The sequence below is a fragment of the Serratia sp. TSA_105.2 genome, from assembly GCF_052692115.1.
Genome location: NZ_JBQZFT010000010.1, coordinates 17,807 through 34,178, shown reverse-complemented (window position 1 = coordinate 34,178; position 16,372 = coordinate 17,807). Strand labels below are relative to the sequence as shown.

The window sequence follows — 16,372 nt, the reverse complement described above, 5'->3', positions numbered from 1 at the left end:
TGGCCGCGGCGGTATCCCCCCGACGCCTGTGAAGGCGACATTAGAGGTTGCTCAATGAGCGAAAAGTTACAGAAAGTTTTAGCGCGCGCCGGGCATGGCTCGCGTCGTGAAATCGAAACCATGATTGAAGCCGGGCGCGTCAGCGTCGACGGCAAGGTCGCCAAGCTGGGCGATCGCGTTGAAGTGACGCCGGCGATGAAAATTCGTCTGGACGGTCATGTCCTGTCGATCAAAGAATCCGAAGAGGTGGTTTGCCGGGTGCTGGCTTACTACAAACCGGAAGGCGAGCTGTGTACCCGCAGCGATCCTGAAGGCCGCCCGACGGTGTTCGATCGCTTGCCGAAGCTGCGCGGTTCGCGCTGGGTGGCGGTAGGGCGTCTGGACGTCAACACCTCCGGTCTGCTGCTGTTCACCACCGACGGTGAACTGGCCAACCGTCTGATGCACCCGAGCCGAGAAGTGGAGCGCGAGTACGCGGTACGCGTGTTCGGCCAGGTTGACGATGCGAAAGTGAAGCAGCTGAGCAAGGGCGTCCAGCTGGAAGACGGCCCGGCCGCCTTCCGCACCATCAGCTTCCAGGGCGGCGAAGGCCTCAACCAGTGGTACAACGTGACCCTGACCGAAGGACGTAACCGTGAAGTGCGTCGCCTGTGGGAAGCGGTGGGCGTGCAGGTGAGCCGCCTGATCCGCGTGCGCTACGGCGACATCGACCTGCCGAAAGGCCTGCCGCGCGGCGGCTGGGCGGAACTGGATCTGCCGGCGATCAACTACCTGCGCGAGCTGGTGGAATTGAAACCGGAAACGGTCAGCAAAATGCCGGTGGAGCGTGAGCGCCGCCGCGTGAAGGCTAACCAGATCCGCCGCGCGGTCAAGCGCCACTCTCAGGTGGCCGGCAGCGGCCGCCGCAGTGCGCCAGGCAGCAAGCCGGGTAAACCGGGCAAGCCAAGCAAGCGCAGCTAATTCCTCATTCTGGCCCCGTTCGGGGCCAGAACTTTTTGTTACCAATCGATCCCCTGCTGCGCCTTCACGCCTGCATCGAACGCGTGTTTCACCGGCCGCATCTCCGTGACCGTATCCGCCAGTTCCAGCAAATCGCGATGGCAACCGCGCCCGGTCAAGATCACCGTTTGGTGCGCAGGGCGCCCCAGCAACGCTGCCTTCAGCTCTTCCAGTTCCAGATAGCCGTAGGTCAGCATGTAGGTCACTTCGTCCAGCAGCACCAGATCCAGGCTGCTGTCGGCCAGCATGCGTTTGCCGTGCTGCCACACCGCCTGACAGGCGGCGGTATCGCCGGCCTTGTTCTGCGTCTCCCAGGTAAAACCGGTGGCCATCACCTGGAATTCAACGCCGTGTTGCTGCAGCAGGTTTTTTTCGCCATTGGGCCACTCGCCCTTGATGAACTGGATCACCCCGGCGCGCATGCCGTGGCCAACCGCCCGGGTGACGGTGCCGAAGGCGGCCGTGGTTTTACCCTTGCCGTTGCCGGTAAACACCAGCAGCAGGCCGCGCGTGTCCTGCGCGGCGGCGATGCGGGCATCGACCTGTTCTTTCAGGCGCTGCTGGCGCTGTTGATGACGATCTTCCGCCATGAAACTCTCCTTATTATTCGGCCGCGCCGGGTTTACGGTTCGGCTGCGCGTCGAAGCTCATGCCGGTTTTCCGGCGGCTGTCTTCGCCCATCAGATACAGATACAGCGGCATGATATCGGCGGGGGTCTTCAGCTTGTTCTTGTCTTCGTGCGGGAAGGCGGATGCGCGCATTTTGGTGCGGGTGCCGCCAGGATTGATGCAGTTCACCCGCAGATTGCGGTTTTTATACTCGTCGGCCAACACTTGCATCATGCCCTCGGTGGCGAACTTCGACACCGCATAGGCACCCCAGTCTGCGCGGCCGGTGCGCCCGACGCTGGAACTGGTGAACACCAGCGAACCGGCGTGGGATTTCAGCAGCAGCGGCAGCAGCGCCTGAGTCAGCATAAAGGTAGCGTTGACGTTAACCTGCATCACCTCTTGCCACATGGTCATCGACAGGTCGGCCATTGGCGCGATGTCGCCGAGCAGGCCGGCGTTGTGCAGCACGCCGTCAAGGCGGGGGATCTGGCGCGCCAGATCGTCGGCTATCTGCCGGCATTGCTCCTGCGTGGCGTGCAGTAAGTCCAGCGTTACCACCAGGGCCAGGGCGCCGCCCTGGGCCGCGATCTCTTGTTGTACCGCCAGCAGTTTGCTCTCGGTGCGCCCCAGCAACACCAACTGGGCACCGAAGCGCGCGTAGGTCAGCGCCGCTTCGCGGCCGATGCCGTCGCCGGCGCCGGTGACCAAAATGATACGTTGTTCGAGCAGATCTTGTTTGGGTTGGTAATGCACGATAAATCCTCGCCTGGGTGGCTGTTCTCCCGCAGATATCGGGGAGCAAGGGTGAAACGCGCGGCCGGGGCGGGAGCGAAGGCTCGACCGTCTGCGGGCCGCGCAGCGAATCCGTCTCATCATATTGATGAATAATGGGTGTTATATGCCTTAATCCGCGGGCATTTTCAATGCGTAGCAGGCTGAAATGGCATTCTTTTGTAACAAAAGCGCGGCGGCGGCGGCTTGGTTCGACCGTAAATCGTCCCCATAGTGATGCTCTGTGCGCAATGAATTTTCATTTAGCCGCGACAGCAGCCGCTGCGGTTGGCTAAAATGGGAATAAGCATACTAACAACCTGTAAATAAAGGCGGAATCTGTGGAGTTTATATCTGTTTATGGCTTGTTTCTGGCCAAGGTCGCCACGGTGGTGCTCGCCATCGCCGCGTTGGCCATCCTGGCGGTCAGTTTGGGGCAACGCAAGAGCCGCCAGAAAGGGGAGCTGCAGCTGACCGATCTCGGCGAACAGTATCGCGAGATGCAGCGCGATATGCGCCTGGCGCGGATGGATGCCGCCGAACAGAAGGTTTGGCTGAAACAGTTCAAGAAGCAGACCAAATCTGATGACAAATTGAAGAAACAGCGCGCCAAGTCCGGCGCGGTGGAAGTGGCCAAGCCGTGCCTGTATGTGCTGGATTTCAAAGGCAGCATGGACGCGCACGAGGTCACCTCACTGCGCGAAGAAATCTCGGCGGTGTTGGCGGTGGCGTCGGCGCAGGATGAAGTCCTGCTGCGCCTGGAAAGCCCTGGCGGAGTGGTGCATGGCTACGGCCTGGCGGCTTCGCAGCTGGAGCGTCTGCGCAAAGGTGGCATTCGCCTGACGGTAGCGGTGGATAAAGTGGCGGCCAGCGGCGGCTACATGATGGCCTGCGTCGCGGATCGCATCGTGGCGGCGCCGTTCGCCATCATCGGCTCCATCGGCGTGGTGGCGCAGATCCCGAACTTCCACCGGCTGCTGAAGAAGAACGACATCGACGTGGAGTTGCACACCGCCGGGCAGTTCAAACGCACGCTGACGCTGTTCGGTGAAAACACCGAACAGGGGCGCGAGAAGTTCCGCGAAGATCTGAACGAAACCCACGAGCTGTTCAAGCGCTTTGTGCATGAGCAGCGCCCGTCGCTGGATATCGACAGCGTCGCCACCGGTGAACACTGGTTCGGTTCACAGGCGAAAGAGAAGGGCTTGATCGACGCCATCGGCACCAGCGATGACTTGCTGATCGCCGAGCTGGATAACCACGAAGTGATCGCCGTGCGCTACACGCGCCGCAAACGCCTGATGGATCGCTTCACCGGCAGCGCGGCGGAAAGCGTCGATCGCTTGCTGTTGCGCTGGTGGCAGCGTGGAGAAAAGCCGCTGCTGTAACGGCGGCGATAGCGTGAATCAACGGGGGACAGGTGCCCCCGTTTTCTTTTCTCAATCGACCAGGTGGTATTTTTCCGAAAGCAGATGGGCCAAATGTTTAAACATATTAAATACCGCGGTGGTTTTGGCGGTGGGCAATCCGTCGGCATCCAAAAAGTATTCGCCGCGGAAAACTAAAACGCCGCTTTTTTGTTCAACGTCGGTGGCGATCATGCCGTGCAGATAATCTTCGTGTTGGCGGATGATGTTATTTGCTTCCGCCAGCAGGGCCTCGCGGCCGATAGGGGCAGTATTTGTGCGCATTTATTAGACTCCAAACTAAAAACTCTGCGCATATTCTAACGCCGGTTCGCTTTTATCCGCAAACCGACTAAGGTTTATTTGCCGTCTGGATGGCCATGGGCGGCCGCCGGTTGGCGAAATCGGTCTTTCCGTGCTAATTAGGTTGCGTGACGCTTTTTATCAGGTACAGTGTGGGATTTTGCGGCGTCGGGTGGAAGGTTTTGTTTACGCCATGAATGAAACTCACACAGCCATACTTCTGGGGCATGGGTGAATAGCAGGCAGGATCAACAACTTGCGTTCAGGTTGAGCAGTTGGGCAACCAAAAGAAAAAAATCTGTTGATCTCTTGCCAGACTGCCGCAATATAAAAAAAGAGACACGAATTGCCGCGGCACGGCGAGATAAAAGACTTCTTTTTAGAAGAAATAAATTAGGTAAAGGTAAATATGGGTAAAGCTCTCGTAATAGTTGAGTCCCCGGCAAAAGCCAAAACTATTAATAAATATTTAGGAAATGACTACGTGGTGAAGTCCAGCGTCGGTCATATCCGTGATTTGCCGACCAGTGGCTCAGCCAGCAAAAAGAGCGCTGACTCAACCGAAGACAAAGCCAAGAAAAAAGTTAAAAAAGATGAGAAGGCGGCGCTGGTAAATCGCATGGGCGTCGATCCTTACCACGGCTGGAAAGCGCATTATGAAATCCTGCCGGGTAAAGAAAAAGTGGTCGCCGAGTTAAAATCATTGGCGGAAAACGCCGACCACATTTATCTCGCAACCGACCTTGACCGCGAAGGGGAAGCCATCGCCTGGCACCTGCGGGAAGTGATCGGTGGGGATGACAAACGCTTTAGCCGCGTGGTGTTTAACGAAATCACCAAAAACGCGATCCAACAGGCGTTCAAACAGCCGGGCGAGCTGAACATTGACCGCGTCAACGCGCAGCAGGCGCGCCGGTTTATGGACCGCGTGGTGGGCTATATGGTCTCGCCGCTGCTGTGGAAGAAAATTGCCCGCGGCCTGTCCGCCGGCCGCGTGCAGTCGGTGGCGGTGCGCCTGGTGGTTGAGCGCGAGCGCGACATCAAGGCCTTCGTGCCGGAAGAGTACTGGGAGCTGCATGCCGATCTGCTGGCGAAGGGTGACACCGCGCTGCAGATGGAAGTGACCCATGCGCACGACAAACCGTTCAAGCCGGTCAACCGCGAGCAGACTCACGCCGCGGTCAAGCTGCTGGAAAAAGCCCGCTACACGGTGCTGGATCGCGAAGACAAACCGACCAGCAGCAAACCGGGCGCGCCTTTCATTACCTCCACGCTGCAACAGGCCGCCAGCACCCGCCTGAGCTTCGGCGTGAAGAAAACCATGATGATGGCGCAACGGCTGTATGAAGCCGGCCACATCACCTATATGCGTACCGATTCCACCAACCTGAGCCAGGATGCGCTCAACATGGTGCGTGGCTACATCGGCGACAACTTCGGCGACAAATACCTGCCGAAGGCGCCGAATCAGTACAGCAGCAAAGAGAATTCGCAGGAAGCGCACGAAGCGATCCGACCTTCGGACGTGAACGTGCTCGCCGAGCAGTTGAAAGACATGGAAGCGGACGCGCAGAAGCTGTATCAGCTGATCTGGCGCCAGTTTGTCGCCTGCCAGATGACGCCGGCGCAATACGATTCCACCACGCTGACGGTGAAAGCCGGCGATTATCAGCTGCGCGCCAAGGGCCGTACGCTGCGCTTTGACGGCTGGACCAAGGTGATGCCGGCGCTGCGCAAGGGCGATGAAGATCGCACCCTGCCATACGTCGAAATCGGCAGCGAGCTGGATCTGCAGAAACTGATCCCGAGCCAGCACTTCACCAAGCCGCCGGCGCGCTACAGCGAAGCCTCGCTGGTGAAAGAGCTGGAAAAACGCGGCATCGGCCGCCCGTCCACCTACGCCTCCATCATCTCGACCATTCAGGATCGCGGTTATGTGCGTGTGGAAAGCCGGCGCTTCTATGCCGAGAAAATGGGCGAGATCGTCACCGATCGTCTGGAAGAAAACTTCCGCGAGCTGATGAACTATGACTTCACCGCGCGCATGGAAGACGGTCTCGATGAGGTCGCCAACAACCAGGCCGAGTGGAAAGCGGTGCTGGACGAGTTCTTTGTCGACTTCAGCGAGCAGCTGGAAACGGCGGAGAAGGATCCGGAAGAAGGCGGCATGCGGCCTAACCAAATGGTGATGACCAGCATCGACTGCCCGACCTGCGGCCGCAAGATGGGTATCCGTACTGCCAGCACCGGCGTGTTCCTCGGCTGTTCCGGCTACGCGCTGCCGCCGAAGGAGCGCTGCAAAACCACCATCAACCTGGTGCCGGAAGCGGAAGTGCTCAACATCCTCGAAGGCGACGACGCGGAAACCAACGCGCTGCGCGCCCGCCGCCGCTGCCAGAAATGCGGTACGGCGATGGATAGCTATCTGATCGACAACCAGCGTAAACTGCACGTTTGCGGTAACAACCCGGCGTGCGACGGCTATGAGATCGAAGAGGGCGAGTTCCGCCTGAAAGGCTACGATGGCCCGGTGGTGGAGTGCGACAAGTGCGGCTCGGAAATGCACCTGAAAATGGGGCGCTTCGGCAAGTACATGGGTTGCACCAACGAGAACTGCAAAAACACCCGCAAGATCCTGCGCAACGGCGATGTTGCACCGCCGAAGGAAGATCCGGTGCCGTTGCCGGAGCTGCTGTGCGAGAAGTCCGACGCCTATTTCGTGCTGCGTGACGGCGCTGCCGGCGTGTTCCTGGCGGCCAACACCTTCCCTAAATCGCGCGAAACCCGTGCGCCGCTGGTGGAAGAGCTGGCTCGCTTCAAGGATCGCCTGCCGGAGAAGCTGCGCTATCTGGCCGATGCGCCGGTGGCGGATGCCGAAGGCAATAAAACGCTGGTGCGTTTCAGCCGTAAAACCAAACAGCAGTACGTCTCCTCTGAAAAAGACGGCAAGGCGACCGGTTGGTCTGCGTTCTACGTGGACGGCAAGTGGGTCGAAGGCAAGAAGTAAGGCCGTTGTCCTGCCTGCAAGATGAAAAACCAGCCCTGGCGGCTGGTTTTTTATTGGTGAAAAGCGGCAAACGGATCTATCCTTTGCTGTTTTTATCCCTCCGCTACCGCCGTTTCGCGTTGATACCAATGCAAAATAATCGTTATCATAGTGTGACGTGGATCTATACTTGAAGCTGCAACGTGGTATAGTGGTTATATAAAAAGTTTTTTTATTATTAAAGCTTATTAACAACGGCGCTTTCTTCACCATCAGGGTAGAACACGGTGTTTATGGCTTGTGAGTTTCAGCATACCGGGGCGACACCGATATACCTGGCTGCGGGTAAGCCGCAGTGTTTAACCTAGGATGGTATAAGATATGAAATTGCAGCAGCTTCGTTACATTGTGGAAGTGGTTAACCACAACCTGAATGTCTCCTCGACGGCAGAAGGGCTCTATACCTCGCAACCCGGCATCAGTAAACAGGTGCGTATGCTCGAAGATGAGCTGGGCATCCAGATTTTCGCCCGCAGCGGCAAACACCTGACCCAGGTCACCCCGGCCGGCCAGGAAATCATTCGCATTGCGCGTGAAGTGTTGTCCAAAGTGGACGCCATCAAAGCCGTTGCCGGTGAACACACCTACCCGGACAAAGGCTCGCTGTACGTCGCCACCACGCATACGCAAGCTCGCTACGCCTTGCCCAACGTGATCAAGGGCTTCATCGAGCGTTACCCGCGCGTCTCGCTGCACATGCATCAGGGCTCGCCGACGCAGATCGCCGAAGCGGTCTCCAAGGGCACCGCCGATTTCGCCATCGCCACTGAAGCGCTGCACCTGTATGACGATCTCATCATGCTGCCGTGCTACCACTGGAACCGTGCGGTGGTGGTGAAGCCCGATCATCCTTTGGCGGGCAAAAGCAGCATCAGTATTGAAGAGCTGGCGGCTTATCCGATCGTCACTTACACCTTCGGCTTTACCGGCCGCTCGGAGCTGGACACCGCCTTCAATCGCGCCGGCCTCACGCCTCGCATCGTCTTTACCGCTACCGACGCCGACGTGATCAAAACCTACGTGCGTTTGGGATTGGGGGTGGGGGTGATCGCCAGCATGGCGGTGGATCCGGTGCAGGATCCGGATCTGGTGACGGTGGATGCGCGCGATATCTTCACCTACAGCACCACCAAGATCGGCTTCCGCCGCAGCACCTTCCTGCGTAGCTACATGTACGACTTCATTCAGCGCTTCGCGCCGCACCTGACGCGCGACGTGGTCGACAGCGCGGTGGCGCTGCGCTCCAACGAAGAAATCGAAGCGATGTTCAAGGACATCAAGCTGCCGATTAAGTAACCATCGACGATATCAAATCAAACCCGGAAAGGCGCCTGCCTAACCGGGTTTTTTTTAGCCCGGAAATCCGTGCCTTCTTGCTTCTCAGGATCATCCTGAAAAGTCGCTGTCCTCTTTTCAACCCGTTAGCGTCTGAGTAGAGTGCAGATGTTCAAGGCGTGCCTGATTACAGTAAATGCGTGGTATCACGATGAAAAAAAGTCTCTGGATTGTTCTGTTCTTGTTGCTCACCCTTTTGTTGCTGCGCTACCTACCAGACGGCATTTTCGACAGCTTCGTTTCCAACAACATAGAAATTAGCGGTGATGGTGAAATAGGGATGAATAATTTCGACTCGGTTGTTATTGCCATTAAATTGGGTGTCTCTGCCATCATTGCGGCGGTTGTCCTAATAGTCTGTCGCCGCCTGGTGCGTAAACCCCGCTAAAGCCCCGGGATTTTCCCTGCCAAAACGCCGCCTCGCTGCGGCGTTTTTGTTGGCGCATTGCCTAACCCCTTGGCGGCGCACGCACTTCTTTCCCGCTGATTGTTCCCGCCTATCGTTGTGATCAAATCGTGTTGTTATCAAAACGTTAACTTATCTTTGTGGTATCTTTAAACAAGACCTCACTGATTACCCTGTTTTAGTCACAATAAGAAATGGAGGAGCTATGTCGTCCGATCTTCGTGAAACAAGTCTGGATAAGCTGGTTGCGCTGAATAGCGAGTATTACTACTACAGCCTGCCGCTGGCGGCGAAGCAGCTGGGAGATATCGACCGGTTGCCGAAATCAATGAAAGTGCTGTTGGAGAACCTGCTGCGCCATGTGGATGGTGACACCGTGCAGGTTGACGACCTCAAGGCCATTGTCGCCTGGCTGCAAACCGGCCATGCTGACCGTGAGATCGCCTACCGTCCGGCGCGCGTGCTGATGCAGGATTTTACCGGCGTACCGGCGGTGGTGGATTTGGCGGCGATGCGCGAAGCGGTACGGCGGCTGGGCGGCAACGTCGACCAGGTAAACCCGCTGTCGCCGGTGGATCTGGTGATTGACCACTCGGTTACCGTCGATGAATTTGGCGATGACAACGCCTTTGAAGACAACGTGCGTATCGAAATGCAGCGTAACCACGAGCGCTACACCTTTTTGCGCTGGGGGCAGAAAGCCTTCAACCGCTTCCGCGTAGTGCCGCCGGGCACCGGCATCTGTCACCAGGTTAACCTTGAATACCTTGGCCAAACGGTCTGGCACAGCGATGAAAGCGGCCGCCGCGTGGCTTATCCCGATACGCTGGTGGGCACCGATTCCCACACCACCATGATCAACGGACTCGGCATCCTCGGCTGGGGCGTCGGCGGCATCGAAGCGGAAGCGGCGATGCTGGGCCAGCCGGTGTCGATGCTGATCCCGGACGTGGTCGGCTTCAAGCTGACCGGCAAGCTCCGCGAGGGCATTACCGCCACCGACCTGGTGTTGACCGTGACCCAAATGCTGCGCAAGCACGGCGTTGTCGGCAAATTCGTCGAGTTTTACGGCGACGGGCTGGCCGATCTGCCGCTGGCGGACCGGGCAACCATCGCGAACATGTCGCCGGAGTTCGGCGCCACCTGTGGCTTTTTCCCGGTGGATGACGTTACGCTCGGCTATATGAAGCTCAGCGGCCGTAGCGCCGAACAAATCGCGCTGGTGGAAGCCTACGCCAAAGCGCAGGGCATGTGGCGTAACCCGGGTGATGAACCGATCTTCACCAGCTCGCTGGCGCTGGACATGTCAACCGTGGAAGCCAGCCTCGCCGGGCCGAAACGCCCGCAGGATCGCGTTGCGCTGCCGAATGTGCCGCAGGCGTTCAAGGCCGCCACCGAGCTGGATATCGGGGGGCACAAGGCCAATACCGACAGCAAAACCTTCACGCTGGACGGGCAGCAGCACGAACTGCGCGACGGCGCGGTGGTGATCGCGGCGATCACCTCCTGTACCAACACCTCCAACCCGAGCGTGATGATGGCGGCCGGCCTGCTGGCGAAAAATGCCGTCAAGAAAGGGCTGCGCAGCAAACCCTGGGTAAAAACCTCGCTGGCGCCGGGATCCAAAGTGGTGACCGACTACTTCGACAGCGCCAAACTCACCGCCTATCTGGAAGAGCTGGGGTTCAACCTGGTGGGGTATGGCTGCACCACCTGCATCGGTAACTCCGGCCCGCTGCCGGATCCGATCGAGCAGGCGATCAAAGAGGGCGATCTGACCGTGGGCGCGGTGCTGTCGGGCAACCGCAACTTCGAAGGGCGTATTCACCCACTGGTGAAAACCAACTGGCTGGCTTCGCCGCCGCTGGTGGTGGCTTATGCGCTGGCGGGCAGCATGAAGATTGACCTGACCAAAGAGCCGCTGGGCGAGGGCAACGACGGTCAGCCGGTCTATTTGAAGGACATCTGGCCGAGCAGCCAGGACATCGCTCAGGCGGTGGAAGAAGTGCGCACCGAGATGTTCCACAAGGAATACGGCGAAGTGTTCGACGGCGACGCCAACTGGCAGGCGATCCAGGTGACCGGTTCGGCAACCTATCAGTGGCAGGAGGATTCTACCTATATCCGCCATCCGCCGTTCTTCAGCACCATGAAGGTGAAGCCGGATCCGGTGCTGGACATCAAAGACGCGCGCATTCTGGCGATTCTGGCCGATTCGGTGACCACCGACCACATCTCGCCGGCGGGCAACATCAAGCGCGACAGCCCGGCGGGGCGTTACCTGAGCGAGCACGGCGTAGCGCCGCAGGATTTCAACTCCTACGGCTCGCGCCGCGGCAACCACGAAGTGATGATGCGCGGCACCTTCGCCAACATCCGCATCCGCAACGAAATGGTGCCGGGCGTGGAAGGCGGCTATACCCGCCATATCCCGTCGCAGCAGCAGCTGTCTATCTACGACGCCGCCATGCAGTATCAGCAGGAGAAGGTGCCGCTGGCGGTGATCGCCGGTAAAGAGTACGGTTCCGGCTCCAGCCGCGACTGGGCGGCGAAGGGCCCACGCCTGCTGGGCGTACGGGTGGTGATTGCCGAGTCCTTCGAGCGTATCCACCGCTCCAACCTGATCGGCATGGGGATTTTGCCGCTGGAGTTCCCACAGGGGGTGACGCGCAAAACCCTGGGGCTGACCGGGGATGAGCAGATCAGCGTCGGCGGCCTGCAGCAGCTGCAGCCGGGCCAGACGGTGCCGGTGCATATCACCTATGCCGATGGGCGCAAGGAAGTGATCGACACCCGTTGCCGTATCGATACCGGCAATGAGCTGACCTACTACGAAAACGACGGCATCCTGCACTATGTGATCAGGAAAATGCTGTAATTAAGCAATAAAAAGGGCGCCGCAAGGCGCCCTGATTGTTTCCGCGGCGGCGATCACTTCTGGTCGAGCAAATGGCCCATTTTGGCGGCCTTGGTCGCCAGATAGTGCTCGTTCTTCGGGTTACGGCCGACGATCAGCGGCACGCGCTCGCTGATGTTGATGCCGGCTTCGGTCAGGATCTCGACCTTTTTCGGGTTGTTGGTCAGCAAACGCACCGCGTCGACGCCCAGCAGTTTGAACATGTCGGCGCACAGGGTGAAGTCGCGCTCATCGGCGGCGAAGCCGAGCTGGTGGTTGGCTTCCACGGTGTCTGCGCCCTTATCCTGCAGGGCATAGGCGCGGATCTTGTTCAACAGGCCGATATTGCGGCCCTCCTGGCGATGATAAAGCAGGATGCCGCGGCCTTCTTCGGCGATTTGCTCCAGCGCGGCTTCCAGTTGAAAACCGCAGTCGCAGCGCAGGCTGAACAGGGCATCGCCGGTCAGACATTCGGAATGCACGCGCGCGAGCACCGGCGCTTCGCCGGAAATATCACCGAATACCAGCGCCAGATGGTCATGCCCGGTCGCCAGTTCTTCGAATCCTACCATCAGGAAATCGCCCCAAGGTGTCGGCAGTTTAGCCTCTGCCACCCGTTTAAGCTGCATGTCACTCTCCACAAAAGCGTACGATTCAATCATTGTCGCGCATCCTAAGTCCGGTTCGGTAAATTGACCAAGACTAAAACGTGCTACGCCGATCTCTATTTCGTTAATTATCGGCTATTTTGCCACAACTTCTTGCCGGGCGGTGCTCAGCAAACCAGCAGATGGCGTTTTCCTGCTGCCTATTATTGCGATAGGTTGCCTATCTGTTTAATTTTTCGCGTGTTATCAAGATTACACTCTTGTTACACTGCAGCCTGATTCACGCAGAGGAAAACAGGAATGTATGAGATAGCAAAACGTACGGCGGGCGGCGCGCTGCTGTTGCTGTTGATGCCGCTGGTCGTCTGGGCATCCGGCTGGCACTGGCAGCCCGGCGGCAATGAGCCACTGCTCAAAGCGCTGTACTGGGTGACCGAAACCGTGACCTCGCCGTGGGGCATTCTGACCAGCGCTATCCTCTGCGGTTGGTTTTTGTGGTGCCTGCGCTTTCGGCTGAAGGCGGCCATCGGTCTGGCGCTCCTGCTTTTCGCCGCGCTGGTGATCGGGCAGGGGGTCAAGTCGTTAATCAAGGATCGGGTGCAGGAACCGCGGCCGTTTGTGGTATGGCTGGAACAAACCCACGGCGTGGACGGCAAATACTTCTATTCGCTGCATCGCAAAGAGCGCAGCGCGCTGGTGCGCGAGCAACTGCAGGATCAGACGCTGGTGCCGAACTGGCTGCGCAAGCACTGGCAGTTTGAAACCGGCTTCGCTTTCCCATCGGGGCACACCATGTTCGCCGCCACCTGGGCGCTGTTGGGCGTAGGGCTGCTGTGGCCGCGCCGCCATTATAAAACCGTCGCGCTGCTGATGGTGTGGGCGACAGGCGTGATGGGCAGCCGCCTGCTGTTGGGCATGCACTGGCCGCGCGATCTGGCGATGGCCACGCTGATCAGCTGGCTGCTGGTGGTGGTCACCTGCTGGCTGGCGCAGCGCTGGTTCGGCCCGCTGACGCCGCCGCCGCAAGAGCAGCAGGAAATCGCGGCGCGCAAGCCGGAATAAGCACGCTTCTCGCAGGCGCCCGTCAGGCGCCTGCCACCAACACCTTCACCCCGACCTTCTCAAAGGCCTGTATGGCGGTATCGCTGATACCGTCGTCGGTAATCAAATAGTCGATATGCTGCCAGTCGCAAGGCAGCGCAAACATTGAAACCTTATCGATCTTGCTGGCGTCGGCAACCACATACACCGTGTTGGCTGCATTGATCATCGCCATTTTCAGTTTGATGTCGGTTTCGCTTGGGAAACTGAGGCCGTGGCGGGGTGAGATGCAGGCTGTCGCGAGGAACAGTTTCTGCGCCAGCACGTTTTCGAAGAAGCTGGCGGCTTTGTCCCCGGAAGTGGAGAGTGTCGGAAATTTGAACGAGCCGCCGGTCAGCAAAATGTTCACGCCCGGTTCGCCGCCCAGTTGCAGCGCGATATTGACGCCGGTGGTGATAACGGACAGCTTTTTTATGTGATTCAAGTGATTGGCGATAGCCGTGGTGGTGGTACCAGAATCAAGAATGATGGTGTCGCCCGGCTCGATAAAACCGGCGGCGAGCTTGCCGATGCGATCCTTGGCGGTCAGGTTGACCTGGCGTTCCAACAGCATGGCATGGGTATTTTGCTTGCCGTCGACCAGGGTTGCGCCACCGTGGAAGCGCTGCACGTAGCCCTGTTGCTGCAGAACCCGCAGGTCGGTACGAATGGTCGCCTCGGTCAGCTTGAAGGTATCGGTAAGCATTTTGACCGTCGCCGAGCCGTCTTCGCGGATCATGTCGAGGATCTTTTCGCGCCGTTGCTGCATTTCCGCCAGCTGTTCGCTTTTGCTTTTCAATCGAAAGACTCCTGCACCTGTCAGTTTCCGCCGCGCGGTTTGCCGCGGCAACTCCTTATTGATGCGCTGAATTCTAGCTTGCGATTATTGATAAAGCTATGGCTAAACCCGATAATCCCTTTTGGTTTTTATTCGAAAATCAATGAGGTCAGTAAAAAAAACAACGGTAAAAACGAACTTAAAGTAGCCTGGTTATTCATATGCAATTGTTATTTAAATATTTTAATGATTTGCGGCTTTGCCTTCCGAGTGCTTTTGTTTGAAATTTGATCTTGCCCACATTAATTATCGTTTTTGCTGCATATGATTTCCATTCGAAAATCAAAGGCGAGTTAGCGGATCGGTTTCGATGCGATAACGATAATCAAGGCGCTCAAGCAGAGGTGACGATGGACTTCCAGGCGATTAAAAACACGGCGCGCCAGGCGCGCCGATATGTGGTGACCATGAACCATAAGGCAGGCAAGGGCCATACCGGCGCCGATCTGTCGGAAATCGACATCATCTGCACCTTGTATATGGCGGTGATGGATCGCAGCAATGCCCGGCCCGATCAGGATCGGTTCATTTTGTCTAAAGGGCACGGCGCCGGCGGTTTTTACTGCAGCTGCGCGGCGATGGGCCTGCTCGATCCGGCGGTGCTCGATCAGTTCATGGGCGACGACACCTTGTTGGCCGGGCACCCGGTGCGGCAGAAGCTGCCGGAGTTGGTGGAGATTAACTCCGGCGGTTTAGGGCATGGCCTGCCGATCGCCGTGGGGCTGGCGCTGGGCAATAAACTGGCCGGGCGCGCACATCGCCGCGCTTTCGTGCTGCTGGGCGACGGTGAGCTGGCGGAGGGATCCAACTGGGAGGCGGCGATGGCGGCCAGCAAATTCAAGCTGGATAACCTGATTGCCATCGTCGATCGCAACCGGCTGCAGTTGGCGGGCAAGACAGAGGCCATCATGCCGCTGGAACCGTTGGCGGAAAAATGGCGCGCTTTCGGTTTCGAAACCCTGGAGTGCGACGGGCACGATCCGGCGGCGCTGGTGGCGGCGATCCAACGCCCGAGTCAGGACAAGCCGCGGGTGATTTTGGCCAATACCGAAAAGGGTCACGGCGTGTCGTTTATGGCTAACGTTGCTGCCTGGCATCACGCGGTACCGGACGAACAACAGCTGGCGCAGGCGCTGGCGGAACTGGAGGGGTGAACATGCAGGATTTACGCGATGCCGTAGTGACGGCGTTGATCGAAGAGCAACTGGCGGGGGCCGATCTGAGCGTGATGGTCGCGGACTCCACGTCCACGTCGAAAATTGCACCTTTTGAGCAGGCTTATCCAGAACGGGTGGTGAACGTCGGTATTGCCGAACAGAACATGGTGGGCATGGCCGCCGGCATGGCGCTCAGTGGCCGTACGGTCTTTACCGCCAATGCCGCGCCTTTTCTGTTTGCCCGTTCTAACGAACAGATGAAAAACGATGTTTGCTACACGGAAACCAACGTGAAAATGCTCGGCCTGAATGCTGGGTTCGGCTATGGGCCGCTGGGGGCGACGCACCACTGCATGAACGATATCGCCATCGCCCGCACGCTGGGCAATCTCAGCGTCTATGCGCCGGCGGATGCGCGGCAAGCGGCAGAGATTGTCCGCTATGTCATCGCTCAACCCGGCCCGGCCTATATCCGCATGGACAGCGACAAGCTGCCGGTGTTGAACGCGAGCTATCACTTCCGCCCCGGAGAGCCGGAGGTGTTGCATCAGGGCTCTGACAATCTGGTGTTTTGCCTGGGGACGGTGGCTCATGAGGCAATGAAGGTACTGGAATTGGGCGAAAACCCGACCATCGTCTCGTTGCCTTCGCTCTGGCCACTCAATGAGGCGGCGGTAGTGGCGTTGATGCGTTCGCACCGCCGGGTGCTGACCATAGAGGAGCACGCCCTCAGCGGCGGCCTGGGTACCATCATCGGTGAACTGTTGCTGCGGCATCAGCTGTCGCGGCCGTTTACCGCACTGGGCGTGCCGGCTTACGAATTTACTCACAGCAGCAGCCGGGTGGCGCTGCGGCGTCAATACGCCATCGATGCGGCAGGATTGCAGGCTCAGTTAACGCAATAGGGGGAATGCG

14 protein-coding genes are annotated in these 16,372 nt (G+C 58.5%); 9 read left to right on the top strand and 5 right to left on the bottom strand.

All coding sequences use genetic code 11. From position 1 onward, the window contains the following. Window positions 1–54 precede the first annotated feature (54 nt). Window positions 55–960, top strand: a complete 906-nt coding sequence (gene rluB, locus ACUTSC_RS21315) for a 23S rRNA pseudouridine(2605) synthase RluB (protein ID WP_025303042.1) — start codon at window positions 55–57, stop codon at window positions 958–960. Between the two features lie 38 nt (window positions 961–998). On the opposite strand, the gene cobO is transcribed toward rluB, so the two are convergent. Together cobO and ACUTSC_RS21305 are read right to left on the bottom strand one after the other, a co-directional pair. Next, window positions 999–1,589 carry a cob(I)yrinic acid a,c-diamide adenosyltransferase gene (gene cobO, locus ACUTSC_RS21310; RefSeq protein ID WP_049200634.1) on the bottom strand — a complete coding sequence of 197 codons (591 nt, stop codon included), beginning with the start codon at window positions 1,587–1,589 and terminating at the stop codon, window positions 999–1,001. A 13-nt stretch (window positions 1,590–1,602) separates the two neighbouring features. Further along, entirely contained in the window at window positions 1,603–2,364 is a 762-nt protein-coding gene (locus ACUTSC_RS21305; RefSeq protein ID WP_197767367.1) for a YciK family oxidoreductase, read from the bottom strand. Window positions 2,365–2,723: 359 nt separating this feature from the next. Between ACUTSC_RS21305 and sohB the strand changes: the two genes are divergently transcribed. Beyond that, entirely contained in the window at window positions 2,724–3,770 is a 1,047-nt protein-coding gene (gene sohB / locus ACUTSC_RS21300) for a protease SohB (protein WP_004930703.1), read from the top strand. Window positions 3,771–3,821: 51 nt separating this feature from the next. On the opposite strand, the gene ACUTSC_RS21295 is transcribed toward sohB, so the two are convergent. After that, the gene (locus ACUTSC_RS21295; protein WP_004930700.1) at window positions 3,822–4,073 is read right to left on the bottom strand and encodes a YciN family protein; all 252 of its coding nucleotides are present in this window, start codon (window positions 4,071–4,073) and stop codon (window positions 3,822–3,824) included. A 427-nt stretch (window positions 4,074–4,500) separates the two neighbouring features. On the opposite strand from ACUTSC_RS21295, the gene topA reads away from it, so the two are divergent. From topA to acnA, 4 genes are all read left to right on the top strand, one after another. Further along, window positions 4,501–7,098, top strand: a complete 2,598-nt coding sequence (gene topA, locus ACUTSC_RS21290; protein ID WP_197767366.1) for a type I DNA topoisomerase — start codon at window positions 4,501–4,503, stop codon at window positions 7,096–7,098. Window positions 7,099–7,458: 360 nt separating this feature from the next. Continuing rightward, entirely contained in the window at window positions 7,459–8,433 is a 975-nt protein-coding gene (gene cysB, locus ACUTSC_RS21285; protein ID WP_004930690.1) for an HTH-type transcriptional regulator CysB, read from the top strand. 190 nt (window positions 8,434–8,623) lie between these two features. After that, a complete protein-coding gene (locus tag ACUTSC_RS21280) occupies window positions 8,624–8,860 on the top strand; it encodes a hypothetical protein (protein ID WP_060424102.1) in 237 nt (78 codons plus the stop codon). Window positions 8,861–9,083: 223 nt separating this feature from the next. Further along, entirely contained in the window at window positions 9,084–11,756 is a 2,673-nt protein-coding gene (gene acnA / locus ACUTSC_RS21275; RefSeq protein WP_197767365.1) for an aconitate hydratase AcnA, read from the top strand. A 53-nt stretch (window positions 11,757–11,809) separates the two neighbouring features. On the opposite strand, the gene ribA is transcribed toward acnA, so the two are convergent. Further along, entirely contained in the window at window positions 11,810–12,403 is a 594-nt protein-coding gene (gene ribA, locus ACUTSC_RS21270; RefSeq protein ID WP_019452695.1) for a GTP cyclohydrolase II, read from the bottom strand. Window positions 12,404–12,682: 279 nt separating this feature from the next. Here ribA and pgpB point away from each other — a divergent pair, with 279 nt between their 5' ends. Continuing rightward, entirely contained in the window at window positions 12,683–13,444 is a 762-nt protein-coding gene (gene pgpB / locus ACUTSC_RS21265; RefSeq protein ID WP_197767364.1) for a phosphatidylglycerophosphatase B, read from the top strand. 22 nt (window positions 13,445–13,466) lie between these two features. Here pgpB and ACUTSC_RS21260 read toward each other — a convergent pair whose 3' ends face one another. Beyond that, window positions 13,467–14,261, bottom strand: coding sequence for a DeoR/GlpR family DNA-binding transcription regulator (locus ACUTSC_RS21260; RefSeq protein ID WP_197767363.1), 795 nt, complete (start codon window positions 14,259–14,261; stop codon window positions 13,467–13,469). Between the two features lie 389 nt (window positions 14,262–14,650). Here ACUTSC_RS21260 and ACUTSC_RS21255 point away from each other — a divergent pair, with 389 nt between their 5' ends. Both ACUTSC_RS21255 and ACUTSC_RS21250 read left to right on the top strand, forming a co-directional pair. Next, window positions 14,651–15,454: a transketolase gene (locus ACUTSC_RS21255; protein WP_004930671.1), complete on the top strand. Its 804-nt coding sequence runs from the start codon at window positions 14,651–14,653 to the stop codon at window positions 15,452–15,454. A gap of 2 nt (window positions 15,455–15,456) precedes the next feature. Continuing rightward, window positions 15,457–16,362, top strand: coding sequence for a transketolase C-terminal domain-containing protein (locus tag ACUTSC_RS21250; protein ID WP_197767362.1), 906 nt, complete (start codon window positions 15,457–15,459; stop codon window positions 16,360–16,362). The last annotated feature ends 10 nt before the right edge of the window (window positions 16,363–16,372 follow it).